This is a genomic window from Sphingomonas sp. SRI_018 (assembly GCF_057586275.1).
Genome location: NZ_JBYCZO010000001.1, coordinates 1,620,051 through 1,637,488, shown reverse-complemented (window position 1 = coordinate 1,637,488; position 17,438 = coordinate 1,620,051). Strand labels below are relative to the sequence as shown.

The window sequence follows — 17,438 nt, the reverse complement described above, 5'->3', positions numbered from 1 at the left end:
GCGGGGAGGGGCCTTCTCCCTTGTGCCGAAAGATTTAAGCTGTCGCGTGGATGGCCCCGCACGACAGGGTTTTACGACGGAGAACAACGCCGAAATGTCGCTTGGACAGCAGCTTGCGCCGCATCTTCCCTTCCTGCGGCGCTACGCCCGCGCGCTCACCGGCAGCCAGTCCGAGGGCGACCATTATGTTCGCGCCACGCTGGAAGCGATCGTCGCCGCGCCGGAAGAATTTCCGCGCGACGTCGATCCCAGATTGGGACTCTATCGCATTTTCCAGGCGATCTGGGGCCCGACTCACCCCGACGACGGCCGCACGCCCGCGGCGCCGGAAAGCGACCATGAAGCGATCGCCCGCGCCCGGCTTGCCCGGATCGCGCCGGTTTCCCGCCAGGCGCTGTTGCTGACGGCGATGGAGGGCTTCACCACCGAGGATGCCGCCTATCTGATCGACAAGACGCCGCAGGAGGTCGACGGGCTGGTCGCCGACGCGCTGGCCGAGATCGAGAAGCAGACCCGCGCCCGCGTGCTGATCATCGAGGATGAGCCGATCATCGCCATGGACATCGAGGCGATCGTCCGCGACCTCGGCCATGAGGTGACCGGCGTCGCCGTCACCCGCGACGAGGCGGTGGCGCTGGCGATGGAGGACCGGCCGGGGCTGGTGCTCGCCGATATCCAGCTCGCCGACGACAGCTCGGGCATCGATGCGGTCAAGGACATCCTGGCCGAGTTCCAGGTGCCGGTGATCTTCATCACCGCCTTCCCCGAACGGCTGTTGACCGGTGAGCGACCCGAGCCGACCTTCCTCATCACCAAGCCGTTCCAGCGCTCGACCGTGAAGGCGGCGATCAGCCAGGCGCTGTTCTTCGACCAGGCGACTGTGCCGGCAAATTGAGCCAAGTTACGGAGCCAAAACGGTTCTCAGGTGTTGAGGGGGCATGGCTGACGAAATCGACCGAGACGGAGTGCAGCACGTCGACGCCGAGCGCGCCCGCGCCGGCGCGACGCCGCACATGACCCGCTACATCCTGGGCATTTCGCTTGCCCTCGTCATCGTGATCTTTGCCGTTCTCGTCCTCCGTTGAGCGGCGAAGTCCTTCGCAAACTTCTCGAAAATTAATCCCGCACTCCTATGTTGAGCGCGACCTGAAGAACGGATCACGATGACCGAGCGTGACGACATCGCCGACGATTCCGCCGAGCCGACTGCGCCGCACGTCGCCCTGTCCGATCCCGAGTTCAAGGAGCAACTCGCGCAGGTGATCCCGCATCTGCGCGCCTTCGGGCGTTCGCTGTCGGGCAGCCGCGACCTCGCCGACGATCTGGTCCAGGAGACGCTGCTCAAGGCATGGGCGGCACGCAAGCGCTTCCAGGCGGGCACCAACATGCGCGCCTGGACCTTCATCATCCTGCGTAACCTCTATCTCAGCCAGATGCGCCGCGCGCGCTTCAAGGGCGAGTGGGACGACCTAGTCGCCGATCGGCTGCTCGCCGCGCCTGCCAGTCAGGACCGGCACGTCGAGCTCACCGACATGCAGCGCGCGCTGCTCCACCTGCCGCAGCCGCAGCGCGAGGCGCTGATCCTGGTCGGGGCGGGCGGTTTCGCCTATGAGGAAGCGGCGGAGATCTGCGGCGTCGCGGTTGGCACGATCAAGAGCCGTGTCGCGCGCGGCCGGGTGGCGCTCGAATCGATCCTCAGCGAAGGCAAGCTGCCGTCACGACGCGAGCATGATGCCGACGGCCAGTCGGCGCTCGACACGATCATGGGAGAGGTCGACGAGCTCAGCCGCGACGGCTGAAGGCGTTGCCCTGGTCGCTGCCATCCAATTGGCTGAGCAACGCTGCGAGGTCGTCCGGAATCCCGAAATCGCGCTCATAGGCTTCACGCAGGGCGACCCCGATCGCATCGCCCGCGCGCGGCCGTTCGACGACCGTCGCCTCGTCACGTGCGGAGCTGCCGAGCATCTGAGTCATGCGCCTAAAACAAATAAAGTACGGATTTGTTGCTTGACTTGATCGGACTGATCGCCCGTCAAGCGGATCGATGTCGGATTCAGAATACAGGATCGAGCAGGCGCTTGCCCGCGCTAAGGCGGAATCGCCGTTTCTTTCGGGGCTGATCGAGCGGGAGCGAGCGCTGGTCGACGGTATGGCGGAGGCGCTTGCCGATCCCCTCGCAGCGGCGGCGATCGACGATCCCGACATGCCGGTCGGCCGCCGCCTGCGGCTCGAACGGCGGCGGCTAGCGCTGGTCGTGGCGATCGGTGATCTTGCCGGCCTCTATGATCTGACCCGCACCACCGGGGCGTTGACCGCGTTCGCCGATCATGCGCTCGACAGTGCCATTGCTGCGGCGATCCGCGAGCGCGTGCCCGGCGCCGAGCCGGCGGGGCTCGCCGCGATCGCGCTCGGCAAGCAGGGCAGCCGCGAGCTCAACTATTCGTCCGACATCGATCCGATCCTGCTGTTCGACCCGGCGACGCTGCCGCGGCGCGAGCGTGACGAGCCGGGCGAGGCGGCGGTGCGGATCGGGCGCCGCGTGGTCGAGCTGCTGCAGACGCGCGACGGCGACGGCTATGTGCTGCGCGTCGACCTGCGCCTGCGGCCCTCGCCGGAGGTCACGCCGATCGTTCTGCCGGTCGAGGCGGCGATCTCCTACTACGAATCGCAGGCGTTGCCGTGGGAGCGTGCCGCCTTTATCCGCGCTCGCGCCGCGGCGGGGGACGCGACGCTGGGCGAAGAGTTCCTCGCGACGATCCGCCCGTTCGTATGGCGCCGCGCGCTCGATTTCGGCGCGATCCGGGAGATTCGCGGCATCTCCGCCCGCATCCGCGATCATCATGTGCGCGGGCAGCAGTTCGGGCCTGGCTACGACCTGAAGCGCGGGCGCGGCGGCATCCGCGAGGTCGAGTTCTTCGCCCAGATCCACCAGCTCATCCACGGCGGCCGCGAATCGGCCTTGCGCACGCCGGCGACGCGCGATGCGCTGGCGCGGCTCGCGGAGGCGGGGCGGATCGACCCGGAGGAAGCGATGGCGCTGTCCGAAGCCTATACGCTGCTGCGGACGATCGAACACCGCGTCCAGATGATCGACGACCGGCAGACGCATGCCTTGCCGGAAACGGCGGAGGGGCTCGATCGCATCGCCCGGCTGCACGGCCTCGCCGATGGGGCGGAGCTGTTCGACCTGCTCCGCCCGCACGTCGAGCGGGTCGAGCGCATCTACGGCGCGCTCGACGGCGAGGCGGCGCCGCAGCTTCCCGACGGCGTCGAGCCGCTGGCCACCGCCGGTTTCGCCGATCCGGCGGCCGCGGCCCGGCTGATCGCGACGTGGCGGTCGGGGACCTATCCGGCGCTGCGCAGCGCGCCCGCCCAGGCGGCGCTGGAGGCGGTGCTGCCGGCGCTGGTGCGCGCATTGGGCGCGGCGCCCGACGCCAATGCCGCGCTGATCCGCTTCGACGCGATCCTCGCGCGGCTCCCGACGGCGATCAACGTGCTCCACCTCATCGAGGCGCGGCCGCCGCTGCTCAAACTGCTCACCACCATCCTTGCCTATGCGCCGACGCTCGCCGATGCGCTCGGGCGGCGTGCCGAACTGCTCGACGGCCTGCTCGACACCTCCGCGCTCGATCCGGTCGGAGAGGTCGAGGCGCTCGCCGCAGAAATGGCGGCGCGGGAGGCAGGCGACGATTACCAGAGCCTGCTCGACGGCGTGCGCCGCGTGGTCGGGGAGCGCCGCTTCGCGCTCGGCACCCAGATCGTCGCCGGCACCAGCGATCCGATGCAGGTCTCCGCGGGCTATGCCCGCGTGGCCGAAGCGGCGGTGGACGTGCTTGCCGCCGCCACCGTCGAGGAGTTCGCCGTCCGCCACGGCCGCGTGCCCGGCAGCGAGCTGGTGATCCTGGCGCTGGGGCGGATGGGCGGAGCGGCGCTGACGCACGCTTCCGACCTCGATCTCATCTATCTGTTCACCGGCGATTTCGCCGCGGAATCGGACGGGGAGAAGCCGCTGGGCGCGGTGCTCTACTACAACCGTCTCGCCCAGCGCGTCAGCGGTGCGCTGTCGGTGCCGACCGCGTCGGGACCGCTCTACGAGATCGACACGCGCCTGCGCCCGTCCGGCACGTCGGGGCCGCTGGTGGTCTCGCTCGACGCCTTCGACCGTTATCAGCGCGAGGCTGCCTGGACCTGGGAGCATATGGCGCTGACCCGCGCGCGGCCGATCTTCGGCTCGGCGCAGGCGCGGGCCGAGGTGAGTGCGATCATCGCCCGCGTCCTCGCCGGCGACCGGCCGGAGCGTGACATCGTCGCCGACGCCGCCAAGATGCGCGCCGAGATGGCCGCCCACAAGCCGCCGGCAGGTCCGCTCGACGCCAAGCTGCTCGACGGCGGGCTGGTCGACCTCGAGTTCGTCGTCCATGTCGCGCAGCTCACCCGGCGCACCGGTTTCGACCCGCACCTCGGCCGCGCGATCGACCTGCTGGTGGAGGCCGGGCATCTGCCGGGCGAGCTGCGCGCGGCGCACGACTTTCTCACGCGCCTGCTGGTGACGATGCGCCTCGTCGCGCCCGATTGTCAGCCGCCGGCGCCCGCGACCCAGGCGCTGGTCGCGCGCGCCTTGTCGCTGCCCGACTGGACGGCCGTGCTTGCAACGCTGGAGACCACCCGGCAGAGCGTGCGTGCGGCATGGAATTCGGTGATCGGAGAACGGTGATGGCGATCGAAGGCGAACGGCTCCCCGACCATGAGCTGACCGGCAGCGACGGCGCACCGCTGCGGCTCGCCGGCTTCGTCGGCAAGCCGCTGGTGCTCTATTTCTATCCCAAGGACGACACCACGGGCTGCACGCGCGAGGCGCAGGACTTCACGGCGCTGATGCCCGAGTTCGAGGCGGCCGGTGTGCAGGTTCTCGGCGTCTCCAAGGACACGCCGGCAAGCCACGTGAAATTCACGAAGAAATACGATCTGACGGTGCCGCTTGCCAGCGACGCGGACGGCGCGTTGATCGAGGCGCTGGGTGCCTGGGTCGAGAAGTCGATGTACGGCCGCCGCTTCATGGGGATCGAACGCTCGACCTTCCTGTTCCGCGCCGACGGCACGCTCGCGCGGGCGTGGCGCAAGGTGAAGGTCGCCGGGCATGCCGCCGAGGTGCTGGCGGCCGCCCGCGCGCTGTGACCAACGTCGCCGAGGCGGCGCGGGCGGTACTGCTCACCGCCGATCCGCGCGCCAAAGTCGCCGCGGCGCGCAAGGCTGCGCGCGACTGGCGGCTGGGGCGGCTCGACCATGCGTTCGACCTCGTCATGCCCGATCGCCCGGCGCGGCCCGCGGAGCCCGAGCTGCTGCCGCCCAACCGCATGCCCAAGCGCGGCCGCGCCGGATCGGAGCGCAGCCGGATCGCCATGATCCACGCGCTCGCGCACATCGAGTTCGTCGCGATCGATCTCGCCTTCGACTTGGTCGGGCGGTTCGGGGCGCATTTCCCCCGCGGCTTCACTGACGACTGGATGCGGGTTGGCGCCGACGAGGCGATGCATTTCGCGCTGCTCGACCGGCGACTGAAGGCGCTCGGCAGCCGCTATGGCGCAATGCCCGCGCACGACGGCCTGTGGGAAGCGGCGGAGGCGACTGCGCATGATCCGCTGGCGCGGCTGGCCGTGGTGCCGATGGTGCTGGAGGCGCGGGGGCTGGACGTGACACCGGGGACAATCGTGCGGTTCGAGGAGGCCGGGGACCATGCCACCGCGCGCATCCTCCGCCGCATCGTCACCGACGAGGTACGCCATGTGCACGCTGGTACGCGCTGGTTCGAATCGCTATGCGCGGAAAAAGGAATCGTATCCGAAACGACCTGGCAACGCCTTGTTTCTCAGTATTTTCGGGGCGTCTTGAAGCCTCCGTTCAACGACTCGGCGCGCGACTCAGCCGGTCTGACGCGGGATTATTACGCGCCTATTGCCCAGGGCTGATCGGTCGAGCAACAAGTCTCAACGTCTTGGTGCGGAGGGGGTTCCACACGAGACACGGACGAATTGCCATTCGGGCTGTCGGCCTGAGGGGCTTTCTTTTGTTGCGGGGATCGATGGTCGCTACCACCTTTCAGAATCTGTCGAGCCGCATCGACCGGGTGCGATCGCTGTTCACCACTCGCGACTTCATTTTCCACGACGGCAAGGCGCTGCGCCGCTTCAGCATCTCCGGCCGCGCCCAGGCGCTGCTCGCCGGCACCGCCGCCGTCACGCTCGCCTTTTCCGCATATGGCGTCGCTTCGGCTGCGGTCGGTGCGGTCGCCGCCACCGGTATCGCCGGCACGCCCGCCTCGCCCGAGGCGCGGATGATCCGCATGCGGGCCGAGATGATGGCGATGCAGGCGGACGTCGCCGCGCTCAAGCTCGCGACCCGCGTCCATGCCGCGCGCGTCGAGCAGCGCCAGGCGCTGATCGCGGCGGTGCTCTCCGGCAAGGGGGATCCCGAGAAGCTCGTCGCCGCCATCCAGCCGGTTTCGGTCGATTCGCACGGCACCGGCACGGTGCTGGCGCCGCTACAGCGCATCGAGGCACGCCAGGTCGCGCTCGCCCGCGCCGCCCAGCGTGCGACCGAAGAGCGGCTGGCGATGACGACCAGTCACCTGCGCCGCCTTGGCGTCGCCCCTGAGCGCTTCGTCAGCGGCGGCATGGGTGGTCCGTTCGAGGCGGCCGACAGCGCCGAGGCGGCGGCGGAGCTCAACAGCGCCGATTCCGACGCGCAGTTCAAGACGCTGTTCCAGACCTGGAAGAAGCTCGACACGCTCGAGCAGGGTGCGATCTCGATCCCGTCGATGCAGCCGGTGCAGAACCTGAGCTTCACCAGCAACTTCGGCGTCCGCTCCGACCCGTTCCGCGGTGTCGCGGCGATGCACGCCGGCGTCGACATCCCCGGGCCGCTCGGCACGCCGATCTACGCGACCGCCGACGGCATCGTCGCCCGCGCCGGCCGCGCGTCGGGCTATGGCAATCTCGTCGAGATCAACCACGGCAAGGGCATCGAGACCCGCTACGGGCATATGTCCAAGATCCTGGTGACCCCCAACACCCGCGTGAAGCGTGGCCAGCTCATCGGCCTGATGGGCTCGACCGGGCGGTCGACGGGAAGCCATCTTCACTACGAGGTCCGCATTGACGGCCGTGCAGTCAATCCGGTCCCCTTCCTGCAGCCGTCGAGCACGCTGGTCGCGATCCAGGCGCGTGCCGCGCACGGGCAGCAGGTCGCGATGGGCGGGCCGGCGACCAGCAACTGATCTGACTGCCGGTTGCCGCTGAGGCTGGCGTCGCCTATCTGAGCGTCATGGCCACGCTCGCCGCTTCCGAAATCGCATTGACATCCGCCGCCGCGGCACGCGTCGCCGCGATCGCCGAACGCCAGGGCAAGCCCGCGATCCTGCGGCTGTCGGTCGAAGGGGGCGGGTGCTCGGGCTTCCAATACCGTTTCGGCCTCGCCGACGCGCCGGAGAGCGACGACATGATCGTCGAGACCGACGGGGTCCGGCTGGTGGTCGACGCGATCAGCCTCGATCTCGTGCGCGGCGCGGAAGTCGATTTCGTCGAGAGCCTCGGCGGTGCGGCATTCCGCGTGAACAACCCCAACGCCGCCTCCGGATGCGGCTGCGGTTCGAGCTTCTCGGTCTGAGCGGCGTCGCTTGAAGATCGTCAGCTACAACGTCAACGGTATCAAGGCGCGGCTCCCGCGCCTGATCGAATATCTGACCGAGCAGCAGCCGGACGTCGTCTGCCTGCAGGAGCTCAAGGCCGCCGACGACGGCTTTCCCGAGAAGGAGATCCGCGACGCCGGCTACGGCGCCGTATGGCATGGGCAGAAGGGCTGGAACGGCGTCGCGGTGCTCGCCAAGGGCGCCGACCCGGCCGAGCGCCACCGCGGTCTCGCCGGCGAACCGGAGGACGAGCATAGCCGTTACCTCGAAGCCGAGGTGAACGGGGTGGTGATCGCCTCGATCTATCTCCCCAACGGGAATCCGGTGCCAGGCCCCAAGTTCGACTACAAGCTACGCTGGATCGGGCGGCTGGCAGCACGGGCACGCGAGCTGCTTGCCGAGGAGCGGCCGGTGGTGCTTGCGGGCGATTACAACGTCATTCCTAACGACGACGACGTCTTCTCCGTGCGTGCAATGCAGTCGGATGCGCTGATGCAGCCGGAGAGCCGCCAGGGCTATCGCGCGCTGCTGGCGCAAGGGTGGACGGACGCGCTGCGCACCCAGTATCCGCGCGGCGGCGTATGGACCTTCTGGGATTATCAGGCGGGCGCGTGGCAGCGCGACGCAGGCTTCCGCATCGACCACCTGCTGCTCAGCCCGATCGCGGCCGACCGCTTCCACTCCGCCGGCGTCGACAAGGATTATCGCGCCCGTGAGAAGGCGAGCGATCACGCACCGACCTGGGTCAGGCTACGGCAGTAGGGGCGCCTGGGCGGTCATCTGCCGCTACGCTGAACATCTGTCTTCGATCCCACGAACTGCCCAACTACGGATGTAGACAGCACCGATGCCGTTGGCGCCGCGTCGCATGCGGCTCACGTCAGCGCGCTTGAGTGTTGTATGTCGATAATACAATCCTGGCGTGCGGGCTCGCCTCTTGGCCCCGCGAGTTCGGGAGGACTTTCGATGTTGCATTCCGCCATATTGATTGCTGCGATTGCGACCGCACTGACCGTATCGGACCCTGTTCCAGCCACGCAGGGCGCGAAGATGCTGGACGCCGCAACGCCCGCCTCGGCACCGGCGTCTGTCTCCACCTCCGATGCTCAAGCCGGGAGCAAGCGGGAGCAGCGCTATTGCGTGAAGCAGGAAACCACCGGATCGATCCTGACGTACCGCAAATGCCTCACGCGCGAGCAATGGATCGCCAAGGAGGGGTTCGACCCACTGGCCGCGAAGAAGTGATGGGCAGTCGGCGGCGTCTCGTCAGCCCGCCGGCCGTCACAGGTCCTTGCCGTAGACCTGGTAGACCTTGTTGACCTTGCTCTCGATCGTCTCGGCGATCGAACGCATCCCCTGATTGTCGTCGAGGATCCAGCCGATCTCGCCGCGGCTCGCGCCGTAGCGCGTAACCGAAGCGCGGCGGATATATTCGATCATCATGAAGGCGAGCTGGCTCGCCATCCGCGACGATTGCAGCTCCTTGACGACGCCCATCAGCGGCACGCGCATCGTGCGCACGCGCGGCCGGCGCAGCCACAGCAGCAGCTTCGCCCAACCGAACGGGAACAGGTTGCCGTTCAGCGGCTTGATCGCCTCGTTGAGGTCGGGGAGGGTGATCATGAACGCAACCGGGCGGCCGTCGAGCTCGGCGATGCGGATCAGGTCGTTGAACACGATCGGCTTCAGCTTGACGCCGACATCCTTGATCTCGGGCGGGGTCAGCGGGACGAAGCCCCAATTGTCCGCCCAGGCATCGTTGAGGATGTCGAGGATGATCGCGGCTTCCTCCTCGAACTTCGACTTGTCGACCTCGCGGACGCGGATGCGCTCGTTGCGCTCGCCGGACTTGATGATCCTCTCGACGATCGGCGGGAAGCCCTGCGTGATGTCGAGCTCATAGGTGAGGAGCTGCTTGACCGGCTGATAGCCGGCGCCTTCGATCCAGCCGCGATATTCGGGCTTGGCGTGGCCCATCATCACCGTCGGGGGATGATCGTAGCCCTCGATCAGCAGGCCGGGCTCCTCCCAGATCGACATGGAGATGGGACCGAGCGCGCGTTTCATGCCCTGTTCGCGCAGCCATTCCTCGGCGCGCGCGATGAGGGCGCGGCCGATCTCCTCATTCTCGGCATCGAACAGGCCCCATTGGCCGACGCCGGGGCCGAAGCCCTGCTCCGGCGGCTGCTCGAGCGCTAGCGTGTCGATGTGCGCCGAGATGCGGCCGACGACGCGCCCGTCCAGCTCGGCGAGGAAGAGCTGCGCCTTGGCATGGCTGAACCAGCCGTTCTTCTCGGGCGTGATCAGGCCCAGCGCCTCGGACTTGAGCGGCGGCACCCAGTTGGGATCGTCGGCATAGAGGCGGAAGGGCAGGTCGACGAAGGTCTTGCGGTCGGCCTTGGTCGTGACCGGCCGGATGGTGAGCGAGGACATTGCTGGAGCCGCCGGAGCTAGGTTGCGAAGGGCCCGTGAAGTCCTGCGTCGGCGCCCCGCTGTCAAGCCGCCCCTGTTGTTGCCCACATATAGCCACTATCTAAAGGCAATGCCCCAGGCGATGAATAGCTCGATCACCCTCGACCGTGCGTCCGCTGCGCCCGCGCCCAAGGCGGCCGCTCCGGCGCGCTCGGTCCGCGTGCCCGACGACAAGACGCTGCTGCGCACGGCGGCGGAGCTTTCGCGCGACCTCAACCGGCCCAAGCCAGCGGTCTATTGGACCGACATGCTCGCCTCCGCGCTGGTCGGTTATGCCGCGCTGGCCGGCGCGATCCTGTCGCCGTCGACCGGCTGGGCGATCGTCGCCGGCTTGGTGGCCGTGCTCGCGCTCTATCGCGCGGCGAGCTTCATCCATGAGGTCAGCCATATCAAGCATTCCGCGATGCCCGGCTTCCGGCTGGGCTGGAACCTGTTGGTCGGCATTCCGCTGATGGCGCCGTCGTTCATGTACGAGGGCGTCCACAATCTCCACCATGCCCGCACCCGCTACGGCACGGCCGAGGATCCCGAATATCTGCCGCTCGCACTGATGAAGCCGTGGACGGTGCCGCTGTTCGTGTTGGTGTCGGCGCTGGCGCCGGTCGGTTTCCTGATCCGCTGGGGCGTGCTGTCGCCGCTGTCGGTGCTGTTCCCGCGCCTGCGTGCGCTCGTGGTCGCCCGCTATTCGGCGCTGGCGATCAATCCCTCGTTCGAGCGCCGCGCGCCCGAGGGCGACGCGAAGATGCTATGGCACCGGCTGGAAGCGGCGACCAGCGTCTGGGCGATCGCGCTGATGACCGCCACGGCGACCGGCGTGCTACCGCTCCGAGCCTTCCTGATCGTCCTCGCGGTGATCTCCGCGGTGATGGTGATCAACCAGGTCCGTACGCTCGTCGCCCATCTTTGGGAGAATGACGGCGAGCCGATGAGCGTGACCGCGCAGTTCCTCGATTCGGTCAACGTGCCGCCGCCGGCGCTGCTGCCGTTCCTGTGGGCGCCGGTCGGCCTGCGCTACCATGCGCTGCATCACCTGCTGCCGGGGCTGCCCTATCACGCCCTCGGTGAGGCGCACCGCCGCCTGTCGGCCGCGCTCGATCCGCAGTCGCCCTATCACAAGGCCAATTACCGCGGCCTGCCGGGGCTACTCGAGCGGCTGGTGCGCAGCACCTTCGCCGTCGTCGGGCGGCGCTGAGCTTATCCGTCATCCCGGCGAAAGCCGGGATCTCCTGCCGTATCGCGCCTCCGCATGAGATCCCGGCTTCCGCCGGGATGACATAGAAGAGCTTATTCCTCCGTCCTGACCAGCACCGCCTCGCCGACCAGCAGGAACAGCAGGAACGGTGCCCAGGCGGCGAGGAAAGGCGGATAGGCGCCGAGGTTGCCCATCGCCAGCGCGAAATTGTCGGCGACGAAATAGGCGAAGCCCAACGCCATGCCGATCACGGCGCGGATGAAGAGCTTGCCCGAGCGCGCGACACCGAACGCCGCCACCGCCGCCAGCAGCGGCATCAGCACCGACGAGAGCGGTCCGGACAGCTTGTGCCACAGCGCGCCCTCGAGCGCCTTGGTCGGCCGCCCGGCTGCCCTGAGGTCACCGATCGCCGACGACAGCGCGCCGAACGACATGCCGTCGGCGTTGATGTTGGCCAGCGTGAACTGATCCGGCCGCACGCCGTCACCGACGTGGAGGCTGCCGAGCGGTGTGATCGTGCCCTGTGCGACATCGAAGCGGCGGGCATTCTCGATCCGCCAGCCCTTGCCCTCGCGCCGGCCGCTGTCGGCGGTGATGATCGCGGTAAGCGATCCGCCGCTGCGCTGATAGGCGGCGATCCCGGCAAGCTGCACCGCATCGCCCTTGCCGCGGACCTGCTGGACCTGAATGAGGCTGTCGTCGGCGCGCACCCAGACGTTGCTGCGCTCGCCGCGTTCGATCGGCAGCGGCCCGTAATTGACGCGCTGCCACTGGTCGAGCGTCGCGCTGGCGCGGCTCACGACACGGTCGTTGAAGGCGAACGAGACGGCGGCGACCGCTATGCTGGCGACGATCAGCGGCGCCAGCACCTGATGTGCCGACAGGCCCGAGGCCTTGAGCGCGATCACCTCAGAATTCTGGTTGAGCGTCGACAAGGTGATGATCGTGCCGAGTAGTACGGCGAAGGGCAGGAACTGGGCAATGATCTGGGGTACGCGCAGGCTGACGTAGTGCCAGATCTGCGCCTGCCCATTGCCTGGATAGGCGAGGATGTCGCCGGTCTCGGACAGGAGATCGAGCGCCTGCAGCACCAGCACGAGGGCGAGCAGGATCGACAAGGTGCGTGTCAGGAACAGTCGCGCCATATAGAGCGTGACCGTGCGTGACGGGAAGAAGCTGGGCATGTTGCTCATGCCTGCGCGTCCCGCCGGCGCCGCCCGGGCAGGCGCCGTACAATCGCTGCCGTGAGCTTCGAGAAGCCGCGCTCGAGCACGCCGATCGGCTGCCCGCCCGGCACATGGGCGACGGTATAGTACATCCACAGCACTAGCGCGGCGAACAGCGCGAACGGACCCCACAGCGCGAGCCGCGGATCGAACCGCCCGAGGCCGCCCAGGGCTTCGCCATATTCGTTGATCTTGTGATAGCTGACCAGCATCACGATCGACAGGAACACGCCCAGCGACGAGGTCGACCGCTTGGGCGGGATGCCGAGCGCCACGGCCAGCAGCGGCAGCAGGAACATCGTCGCGACCTCTGCCAGGCGGAAATGGAAGGCAGCGCGGCTGGTATCGCGCAGCTCCTCCGGCGCGCGGACATCGGCACCGATGCGCGCGAGCTCGGGCAGGGTGAGCTCGAGATTGCGGCCGCCGCGGCCGCGGAAGCTGCCGTATTTGGGCAATGCGATCGGGATGCTGTGCGAGCTGAAGGTCAGCACGCGCGGAACCGGCGAATCCTTCGTGTGCTGGACGAGCGTGCCGTTGGTGAGGCGGAACACGATCGATTCCATATCCTCGGTGCGCAGGAACTGGCCCTTTTCCGCGGTGACGGCGTAGGAGCTGCCGTCCTTGAGCTTGCTGTAGACGAAGATGCCGGACAGCTCGCGGCCGCCGTCTTTGCTGTCCTCGATGCGGACCGTGATGTTGTTCGGGAAGTTGGTGAACTCGCCGACCTTGATCGACGCGCCGAGCGCCCCCGAGCGCAGCTCGAACCGCAGCCCCTCATAGGCGTAGCGTGCATAGGGCTGGACGAAGCCGACGATCGCCAGGTTCACCAGGGCCAGCGCGATCGCGTACATATAGGGCACGCGCAGCAGCCGCGTGTAGCTCATCCCCACCGCGCGCAGCACGTCGAGCTCCGACGTGGTGGCGATGCGGCGGAAGGCGAGCAGGATGCCGAGCATCAGCCCGATCGGGATACCGAGCCCGAGATACTCCGGCAGCAGATTGGCGAGCATCTTCCACACCACGCTCACCGGCCCGCCCTGGGTCGCGACGAAGTCGAACAGGCGCAGCATGCGGTCGAGCACCAGCAGCATCGCCGCGATCACCAGCGTCGAGAACAGCGGCACCGCGATCAGCCGCGCGAGATAGCGATCGATCGAGGTCATGCTTGGCGGCGACAGGCTTCCGGGGAGAACTGGGCTGGAGAGGCTATAGAGGCGTGGGGCTGGCGCGCAAAAGGAAAGTTGGAGTCGTTTTCAGCTTCGCTGGCCGGTGCCGCCGAAACCGACTCTACTCCGCCGCGATCGCGGGCGGCGGGATGGTGCGGCCGGCAGTGGCGGTCTCGATCGCGCGGGCGAGGGCGGCGAGGGTGAAGGGCTTGCGCAACACCTCATAGTCCCCGAACCCCGTCGCCTCGCGCTCATCGCCCGCATAGCCGGTGACGTAGAGCACCGCGATGTCGGGAATGTCGGCGGTCAGCTCGGCGACGAGCTCGGGACCCGTCTTCCCCGGCATCAGCACGTCGGAGATGACCAGGTCGATCGATGCCATCCCATCGGCGACGACGTGCGCCGCCGCCGGATCGCTGCACGCGACTGGGCGGTGGCCGAGCTCGCGCAGCAGCTCGACGGTGGCGGCAAGCAGGCGCCGGTCATCCTCGATCACCAATATGTCGAGCTGTCCGGGCGAGCTCACCGGCTCGTCCGCGGCTGCAGGTACGGCAGCGGAGAGGCTCACCTCCGCCGAGGTGTCGCGGGGCAGGTAGATGGTGACGATGGTGCCCTCGCCGGGCGTCGACGCGATCGCCACGTCGCCGTGCGACTGCCGCGCGAAGCCGAACACCTGGCTGAGGCCGAGGCCGGTGCCCTTGCCGATCGGCTTGGTGGTGAAGAAGGGCTCGAACACGCGCTCGAGCACCTCCGGCGCCATGCCGCAGCCGGTGTCGCGGATGCTGATCGCGACGTAGTCGCCCGCCGCGCATTTCCCCACTTCGTTCTGGGCGAGCGCGGCGGTGGCGGTGGCGATGGTCAGCCGGCCGCGGCCCTCCATCGCGTCGCGCGCGTTGACTGCGAGATTGAGGATCGCATTTTCGAGCCCGTCGCGATCGACCCACACGTTCCAGATCGACGCGACGCCGCTCGCGTCGACCTGGACGCCGTCGCCGAGCGTGCGGTCGAGCAGGTCGGACATGTCGTGGATCAGCGTCGCCGGATCGACCGCGCGCGGCAGCAGCGGCTCGGCGCGGGCGAAGGCGAGCAGGCGGCTGGTGAGCGCGGACGCGCGGCTGGCACCCTCCTCGGCGCTGTCGAGGTGGCGGATGACGTCCTTGCCCTTGCCGCCTTCGAGGAAGCGCCGCCGCGCCAGCTCGATTCCGCCGAGAACGACCGCCAGCATATTATTGAAATCATGAGCGATGCCGCCGGTGAGCTGGCCAACCGCTTCCAGCTTCTGCATCTGGCGGAGCTTGGTCTCGGCGGCTTCGCGCTCGCGGGCCTCGGCGTGGAGCTCGTGCGTCGCGACTTGGACCGCCGCCTCGAGCTGGCCGGCGCGCATCCGCTCGGCCTCGGCCTCGGCGGCGGCGCGGGCGCGCTCTTCGGACGAGCGCATCGCCAGCCAGCCGAAGCCGATGGTCGCCAGCACCAGCAGCACGCCGAACGCCGCGAAGATCTTGGCGGCGAAGTTCGACTGCTCGATCTTGAGCGTCGCCGCGGCGGTGCGCGCGTCGAGCACGCCGCGCTCGGTGGTGATGAAGCCGTCGAGCAGCGTGTCGATACGCGTGAGCGAGGGGCTGTTGCGCGCCTCGTAATAGAGCGCGAGCGCCTGGTTGTTCTTCTTGTAGCTGGTCGACAGCGCGATCAGCGACAGCTGGTCGCTGCGCTCGCGATAGGCCTGGCGCAGCGCGAACACGCGGCCCTGCTGGGTCGGATTGTCGTTGGTGATGCGGTCGAGCCGGTCGATCTGCGCGCCGGCCTGGACCCATTCGTCGGAGAAGAGCTGGCCGAGCGTGCGGTCGCCGCTGATGACGAAACGGCCGAGCGCCGCCTCCGCCCGCGCCATCTTGCCCGACAGGCTGCGGGTGAGGATCATCACCTCATAGCTGTGCGACTGCGCGCGCAGCGCCGCGTCGCGCTCGCGGTTGGCGCTGGTCAGCGCGACGATCAGGGCAATGAGCACGCCAGCACTCAGCAGCGCGGCGACCAGCATCATGATCGCCCGCCAATGCGCGTGTAGCAGGCCCGCGCCCCCGGTTGCGGCCCGTTCGGTCATCCCGCCGCTATCTTACATGCCCGGGAGGGCGGGGCAAAGTGCCGCTTTCAGGCGATCAATTGATGACGCCGACCGCCTGTCCGGCGGCGCGGAACATGCCGAGAATGGTCTCGACCTGTTCGGACGTGTGCTCGGCGCAGAGCGAGCAGCGCAGCAGATAAGTCCCGGCCGGCGTCGCGGGCGGGCGCGCCATGTTGACGTAGAGGCCGCCTTCCAGCAGCGCCTGCCACATCCGCACCGCCTGCTCCTGATCGCGCAGGATCACCGCGATGATCGCCGACTGCGGCGTCTCGGTGCCGAGCGTGAAGCCCATCTCGCGAAGGCCGGTGTGGAGCCGGCGGGAGTTCTCCCACAGATGCGCGCGCTTGTTGCCGGCGTGCATGAGCTTGCGGATCGAGGTCGCCGCGGTCGCCACAACCGACGGCGGCAGTGAGGCGGTGAAGACATAGGGCCGGCAGACGAGGCGCAGCACCTCGAACTTGGGATGGTTGGAGACGCAGAAGCCGCCGACCGTGCCGACCGACTTGGAGAAGGTGCCGACGACGAAGTCGATGTCGCCCTCGCAGCCCAGCTCCTCATAGACGCCGCGCCCGTTGGGGCCGAAGAAGCCCATGCCGTGCGCCTCGTCGCACAGGATCATCGCGCCGTGCTTCTTGGCGACGGCGACCATCTCCGGCAGCGGGGCGATGTCGCCGAGCATCGAGTAGACGCCCTCCAGCACCACCAGCTTGCCGGCCTCGGCGGGCAGGCGGCCGAGGCGCTTGTCGAGATCCTCGACCGAATTGTGGCGGAAGCGGACGACTTCGGCGTTGCCCATCGCGCAGCCGTCGTAGATCGACGCATGGCTGTCGGCGTCGAGGATGATGTATTCGCCCTTGCCCGCGAGCGTGGAGATCATGCCGAGATTGGCCTGATAGCCGGTCGAGAATACCATGGCGTGCTCGGTGCCGTAGAACTCCTTCAGCGCCTCTTCGCACTCCTTGTGGCCCTGATAGGTGCCGTTGAGCACGCGGCTGCCGGTGGTACCCGCGCCGAAATTGTCGAGCGCATCCTTGCCCGCCTGCACCACGTCGGGGTCGAAGGTCATCCCCATGTAGTTGTAGGTGCCGAGCAGGATCGTCTCCTTGCCCTTGATCACGGCGAGGGTGGGGGACTTCACCTCGTCCATCACGATCGCGAAGGGATCGCGCACGCCGCTCGCCAGCAGCGCCTCACGCTCGGCGATCAGCGGGTCGAACTTGGAGAAAAGGTCGCGCTCGGCGCGAACCGCAGGCGGGTTCTCGGGCAAAGCGTCGGCGGTGGCGGCGGCTTCGGTCACGTCAGGCGTCCTTGAGCTTGGCGACGGCGTCGACGAGCTGGCCGACCGTCTCGATCTCGGCCTGCATGTTCATCGTGATGATGATGTCGAACTCGTCCTCGATCGCCGCGACGAAGTCCATCACGGTCAGGCTGTCCCACTCGAGGTCGCCCTGGAAGGTGGTGCTCTCGGTCAAGGTGACGCCCTTCTTGTTGAAGGGTTCGATCTGCGCCTTGACGGTCTCGAATATCTGGTTGCGGTCGCTCATGGCCGGTCCTTAGTTCGGTGCGGAGTGGCAGGCAA

At 68.1% G+C, this 17,438-nt stretch carries 18 protein-coding genes; 11 read left to right on the top strand and 7 right to left on the bottom strand.

Features of this window, described 5'->3' with window-relative positions; all coding sequences use genetic code 11:
- Window positions 1-94 precede the first annotated feature (94 nt).
- From AC2YHA_RS07675 to AC2YHA_RS07665, 3 genes are all read left to right on the top strand, one after another.
- Complete coding sequence (locus tag AC2YHA_RS07675; protein WP_233786103.1) at window positions 95-895, top strand: response regulator; 801 nt, start codon at window positions 95-97, stop codon at window positions 893-895.
- A gap of 43 nt (window positions 896-938) precedes the next feature.
- Window positions 939-1,085: a hypothetical protein gene (locus AC2YHA_RS07670; RefSeq protein WP_233786104.1), complete on the top strand. Its 147-nt coding sequence runs from the start codon at window positions 939-941 to the stop codon at window positions 1,083-1,085.
- Between the two features lie 78 nt (window positions 1,086-1,163).
- On the top strand, window positions 1,164-1,799 hold the full coding sequence (locus AC2YHA_RS07665) for a sigma-70 family RNA polymerase sigma factor (protein ID WP_233786105.1): 636 nt from the start codon (window positions 1,164-1,166) through the stop codon (window positions 1,797-1,799).
- Here the strand turns inward: AC2YHA_RS07665 and AC2YHA_RS07660 are convergent.
- Window positions 1,783-1,965: a hypothetical protein gene (locus tag AC2YHA_RS07660; RefSeq protein ID WP_487401005.1), complete on the bottom strand. Its 183-nt coding sequence runs from the start codon at window positions 1,963-1,965 to the stop codon at window positions 1,783-1,785. The genes AC2YHA_RS07665 and AC2YHA_RS07660 overlap by 17 nt on opposite strands.
- A gap of 79 nt (window positions 1,966-2,044) precedes the next feature.
- Between AC2YHA_RS07660 and AC2YHA_RS07655 the strand changes: the two genes are divergently transcribed.
- From AC2YHA_RS07655 to AC2YHA_RS07625, 7 genes are all read left to right on the top strand, one after another.
- Window positions 2,045-4,714 carry a bifunctional [glutamine synthetase] adenylyltransferase/[glutamine synthetase]-adenylyl-L-tyrosine phosphorylase gene (locus AC2YHA_RS07655; protein WP_487401004.1) on the top strand — a complete coding sequence of 890 codons (2,670 nt, stop codon included), beginning with the start codon at window positions 2,045-2,047 and terminating at the stop codon, window positions 4,712-4,714.
- Window positions 4,714-5,175 carry a peroxiredoxin gene (locus tag AC2YHA_RS07650; protein WP_233786110.1) on the top strand — a complete coding sequence of 154 codons (462 nt, stop codon included), beginning with the start codon at window positions 4,714-4,716 and terminating at the stop codon, window positions 5,173-5,175. Before AC2YHA_RS07655 ends, AC2YHA_RS07650 begins: the two co-directional genes overlap by 1 nt.
- Window positions 5,172-5,966, top strand: a complete 795-nt coding sequence (locus tag AC2YHA_RS07645) for a ferritin-like domain-containing protein (RefSeq protein ID WP_233786111.1) — start codon at window positions 5,172-5,174, stop codon at window positions 5,964-5,966. Before AC2YHA_RS07650 ends, AC2YHA_RS07645 begins: the two co-directional genes overlap by 4 nt.
- 113 nt (window positions 5,967-6,079) lie before the next feature.
- On the top strand, window positions 6,080-7,273 hold the full coding sequence (locus tag AC2YHA_RS07640) for a M23 family metallopeptidase (RefSeq protein WP_487401003.1): 1,194 nt from the start codon (window positions 6,080-6,082) through the stop codon (window positions 7,271-7,273).
- A 47-nt stretch (window positions 7,274-7,320) separates the two neighbouring features.
- A complete protein-coding gene (gene erpA, locus AC2YHA_RS07635) occupies window positions 7,321-7,662 on the top strand; it encodes an iron-sulfur cluster insertion protein ErpA (protein WP_233786115.1) in 342 nt (113 codons plus the stop codon).
- 10 nt (window positions 7,663-7,672) lie between these two features.
- Window positions 7,673-8,446 carry an exodeoxyribonuclease III gene (gene xth / locus AC2YHA_RS07630; protein WP_233786117.1) on the top strand — a complete coding sequence of 258 codons (774 nt, stop codon included), beginning with the start codon at window positions 7,673-7,675 and terminating at the stop codon, window positions 8,444-8,446.
- Between the two features lie 204 nt (window positions 8,447-8,650).
- A complete protein-coding gene (locus AC2YHA_RS07625; protein ID WP_233786119.1) occupies window positions 8,651-8,929 on the top strand; it encodes a hypothetical protein in 279 nt (92 codons plus the stop codon).
- 36 nt (window positions 8,930-8,965) lie between these two features.
- On the opposite strand, the gene AC2YHA_RS07620 is transcribed toward AC2YHA_RS07625, so the two are convergent.
- Window positions 8,966-10,117: a GNAT family N-acetyltransferase gene (locus tag AC2YHA_RS07620; protein ID WP_233786121.1), complete on the bottom strand. Its 1,152-nt coding sequence runs from the start codon at window positions 10,115-10,117 to the stop codon at window positions 8,966-8,968.
- Between the two features lie 121 nt (window positions 10,118-10,238).
- Between AC2YHA_RS07620 and AC2YHA_RS07615 the strand changes: the two genes are divergently transcribed.
- Window positions 10,239-11,348 carry a fatty acid desaturase family protein gene (locus AC2YHA_RS07615; protein WP_487401002.1) on the top strand — a complete coding sequence of 370 codons (1,110 nt, stop codon included), beginning with the start codon at window positions 10,239-10,241 and terminating at the stop codon, window positions 11,346-11,348.
- Window positions 11,349-11,440: 92 nt separating this feature from the next.
- Here the strand turns inward: AC2YHA_RS07615 and lptG are convergent, their stop codons facing one another.
- The 5 genes from lptG to AC2YHA_RS07590 form a co-directional block, all read right to left on the bottom strand.
- Complete coding sequence (lptG, locus tag AC2YHA_RS07610; protein WP_233786538.1) at window positions 11,441-12,532, bottom strand: LPS export ABC transporter permease LptG; 1,092 nt, start codon at window positions 12,530-12,532, stop codon at window positions 11,441-11,443.
- A 5-nt stretch (window positions 12,533-12,537) separates the two neighbouring features.
- Window positions 12,538-13,737, bottom strand: coding sequence for an LPS export ABC transporter permease LptF (gene lptF, locus AC2YHA_RS07605; RefSeq protein WP_487401001.1), 1,200 nt, complete (start codon window positions 13,735-13,737; stop codon window positions 12,538-12,540).
- Window positions 13,738-13,861: 124 nt separating this feature from the next.
- A complete protein-coding gene (locus AC2YHA_RS07600) occupies window positions 13,862-15,838 on the bottom strand; it encodes an ATP-binding protein (protein ID WP_233786126.1) in 1,977 nt (658 codons plus the stop codon).
- A 55-nt stretch (window positions 15,839-15,893) separates the two neighbouring features.
- Window positions 15,894-17,126, bottom strand: coding sequence for a serine palmitoyltransferase (spt, locus tag AC2YHA_RS07595; RefSeq protein ID WP_487401719.1), 1,233 nt, complete (start codon window positions 17,124-17,126; stop codon window positions 15,894-15,896).
- A gap of 31 nt (window positions 17,127-17,157) precedes the next feature.
- On the bottom strand, window positions 17,158-17,403 hold the full coding sequence (locus AC2YHA_RS07590) for an acyl carrier protein (protein WP_233786128.1): 246 nt from the start codon (window positions 17,401-17,403) through the stop codon (window positions 17,158-17,160).
- Window positions 17,404-17,438 lie beyond the last annotated feature (35 nt).